General features: G+C 68.6%; 3 protein-coding genes. All 3 read left to right on the top strand.

Features of this window, described 5'->3' with window-relative positions; genetic code table 11:
- On the top strand, nucleotides 1-760 hold a 760-nt coding region (locus tag J7E68_RS00750; RefSeq protein WP_215168943.1), incomplete at its 5' end, for an aldehyde dehydrogenase family protein.
- 26 nt (nucleotides 761-786) lie between these two features.
- Complete coding sequence (locus J7E68_RS00755; protein ID WP_215168945.1) at nucleotides 787-2151, top strand: NAD-dependent succinate-semialdehyde dehydrogenase; 1365 nt, start codon at nucleotides 787-789, stop codon at nucleotides 2149-2151.
- A 115-nt stretch (nucleotides 2152-2266) separates the two neighbouring features.
- Nucleotides 2267-3705 (top strand): ubiquinone-dependent pyruvate dehydrogenase (gene poxB / locus J7E68_RS00760; protein WP_215168947.1); only part of this gene is annotated, 1439 nt, incomplete at its 3' end.

A 3705-nucleotide genomic window follows, 5' to 3' on the forward strand; every position in this document is an offset into this window, starting at 1 on the left:
CACCGGCTCGACCGAGGTCGGTCGCAAGCTCATCGCCCAGGCGGCCGAGGGTGTGCTGCGCGTGTCGATGGAGCTCGGCGGCAACGCCCCCTTCGTCGTGTTCGACGACGCCGACCTCGACAAGGCGGTCGACGGCGCGCTGGCGGCGAAGTTCCGCAACATCGGCCAGGCCTGCACCGCGGCCAATCGCTTCATCGTCCACAAGGACGTGGCCGAGGAGTTCGCCCGCAAGGTCACCGAGCGTGTCAACGGCATGAAGATCGGCCGCGGCACCGAAGAGGGCGTCTCGATCGGACCGCTCATCGACGAGGGGGCTGTGGCCAAGGCCGGCGAGCTCGTCGACGACGCCGTCGAGCGCGGTGCGACGCTGCTGGCCGGCGGCAAGGCTCTCGAAGGCACCGGCACGTTCTACGAGCCGACCGTGCTCACCGACGTCGTCGCCGGGTCCGCGATCCTCCGCGAGGAGATCTTCGGACCGGTGCTCGCGATCGCGACGTTCGACACCGAAGACGACGCCGTGCGTCTCGCGAACGACACCGAGTACGGACTCGTCTCGTACGTGTTCACCGAGAACCTGCAGCGCGGGCAGCGCATGATCGACAGGCTCGAGACCGGCATGATGGGTCTCAACGTGGGCGTGGTGTCCAACGCCGCGGCTCCCTTCGGCGGCGTCAAGCAGTCCGGCGTCGGCCGCGAGGGCGGGCTCGAGGGCATCCACGAGTACCTGTCCACCAAGTACACGCTGATCCCGGTCTCCTGACCGGTCGGCCCAGAGGAGGAGAGAACATGACCGATTACGCCGTCATCAACCCCGCCACCGGAGAGACGCTGGCGTCCTTCGACACGTTCACGGATGCGCAGATCGAGCAGGCGGTCGCCGCCGCCGACGAAGCGCATCGCGAATGGTCGCGTTCTTCGACCGTCGCAGAGCGCGCGGCGCTGCTGCGCCGGGCGGCCGAACTGCACCGCGAGCGCCGCGAGGAACTCGCCGACGTGTTCGTCCGCGAGATGGGCAAGCCCCGCGAGGCGGCACTCGGAGAGGTCGACTTCGCCGCCGACATCGCCGAGTACTACGCCGACCAGGCCGAGGCGATCATGGCCGACCAGCCGATCGCGATCCTCGGAGACGGCTCGGCGATCGTCCGCCGCTCGTCGCTCGGACCGCTCGTGGGCATCATGCCGTGGAACTTCCCGGCGTATCAGATCGTGCGCTTCGCGGCGCCGAACCTGATCGTGGGCAACACGATCCTGCTCAAGCCCGCGCCGCAGTGCCCCGAGTCGTCGACCGCGATCGAGGCGATCTACCACGACGCCGGGTTCCCGAAGGGCGCCTACCAGAACGTCCTCGCGACGAACGACCAGATCGCCGACATGATCGCCGACCCCCGTGTGCAGGGCGTCTCTCTCACCGGTTCCGAGCGTGCCGGTGCCGCCGTCGCCGAGATCGCCGGGCGCAACCTCAAGAAGGTCGCGCTCGAGCTCGGCGGGTCCGACCCGTTCATCGTGCTGTCGACCGACGACCTCGACGCCACCGTGCAGGCCGGCGTCGACGCACGTCTCGACAACAACGGCCAGGCGTGCAACGGCGCGAAGCGCTTCATCATCGTCGACGGCCTGTATGACTCGTTCGTCGAGAAGTTCACCGCGGCGATGGCTGCGGTGAAGGCGACCGACCCGACGCTCGACGACACCGTGCTCGGCCCTGTCTCGTCCGAGACGGCGGCGGAGAACCTGCAGAAGCAGATCGATCAGGCCGTCGAGCAGGGCGCGACGCTGCTGACCGGCGGCACCCGCGACGGGGCGTTCTTCGCACCGACCGTGCTCGCCGACGTGACGCCCGAGATGAACGTCTACCGCGAGGAGCTCTTCGGCCCCGCGGCCGTCGTCTACAAGGTCGCCGACGAGGACGCTGCTGTCGCTCTCGCGAACGACACCACGTTCGGCCTCGGCTCGTACGTCTTCACGACGGATGCCGAGCAGGCCGAGCGGGTCGCCGACAACATCGAGGCGGGCATGGTCTACGTCAACCTCGTGCTCGCCGACAGCCCGGAGCTGCCGTTCGGCGGCATCAAGCGCAGCGGCACCTCCCGGGAGCTCGGCCACCTCGCAGCCGACGAGTTCGTCAACAAGAAGCTCATCCGCATCGGCTGAGCTACTCGCAGGGCAGGAGGGGCGGATGCGTCGGCATCCGCCCCTCCTGTCGTCTCCGGGTCGAGGCTCGACGGATGCCGGAGCCGCCCCAGCCACCCGGGCGTAGGTTGGAAGCATGGCAACCGTCGCAGCGAACATCGTCAAGACCCTCCGCGCCAACGGGATCGACCGTGTCTACGGTCTTCCGGGTGACTCGCTCAACGGGTTCACCGACGCCCTCCGAAAGGACGGCAGCATCCGATGGGTGCACGTGCGGCACGAGGAATCCGCGGCCTTCGCGGCGGCGGCCGATGCCGCCCTCACCGGTGACCTGGCCGTGGTCGCCGGGTCGTGCGGACCGGGCAACCTGCACCTGATCAACGGCCTCTACGACGCCAACCGCTCGCGGGTGCCGGTGCTGGCGATCGCGGCGCACATCCCGACGACCGAGATCGGCACCGGGTACTTCCAGGAGACCCACCCGCAGGAGCTCTTCCGCGAGTGCAGCGTGTACGTCGAGTACGTCGCCGACGCCCAGCAGATGCCGCGTCTGCTCGAGATCGCGATGCGCGCCGCGATCGAGCAGCGAGGAGTCGCGGTGCTCGTGATCCCCGGCGACGTCGCGCTCTCCGAGATCGCCGACGATCGCGCCGTGGTGATCGAGCGCGCGCATCCCGTGGTGGTGCCCAGCGGCGACGAGCTCGACCGTGCAGCCACCCTGCTGAACGCCTCGAAGAAGACGACGATCCTCGCCGGTGCCGGCGTCGAGGGCTCGCACGACGAGGTCATCGCGCTGGCCGACCGACTCGGCGCACCGATCGTGCACGCGCTGCGCGGCAAGGAGTTCATCGAGTACGACAACCCGTTCGACGTCGGCATGACGGGGCTTCTCGGCTTCGCCTCGGGCTATCGCGCCATGGAGTCGGCCGACACTCTTCTCGTGCTCGGCAGCGACTTCCCCTACGAGCAGTTCTATCCCGAGCACGCCACCACGATCCAGGTCGACATCCGTGGCTCGCAGCTGGGCAAGCGGCATCCGCTCGACCTCGGTCTCGTCGGTGATGTCGGAGCGACCGCCGCCGCGCTGCTGCCGCGTCTGGCCGAGAAGAGCGATCGCGATCACCTCGACGACTCGATCGCCCACTATCGCAAGACCAGGGCCAAGCTCGACGACCTCGCGACACCGACGAAGGCGGGGCGTCCGATCCACCCGCAGTACCTGGCTCGGCTGCTGAACGAGCAGGCGGCGGATGACGCGGTGTTCACCGCCGACGTCGGGTCGCCCACCGTGTGGGCTGCCCGCTACCTCACGATGACCGAGAACCGGCGGTTGATCGGCTCGTTCACGCACGGCTCGATGGCGAACGCGCTGCTGCACGGGATCGGCGCGCAGGTGTCGCATCCCGATCGACAGGTGATCGCTCTGGCCGGCGACGGTGGCCTCGCGATGATGCTGGGGGAGCTGCTGACCCTCACGCAGAACAAGCTGCCGGTGAAGACGATCGTGGTGAACAACTCGTCGTTGAACTTCGTCGAGCTCGAGATGAAGGCCGCCGGCTTCGTGAACTACGGCAC

Origin of the sequence: Microbacterium sp. ISL-103, from assembly GCF_018613995.1 — a bacterium.
In the GTDB taxonomy this organism is placed as follows: domain Bacteria; phylum Actinomycetota; class Actinomycetes; order Actinomycetales; family Microbacteriaceae; genus Microbacterium.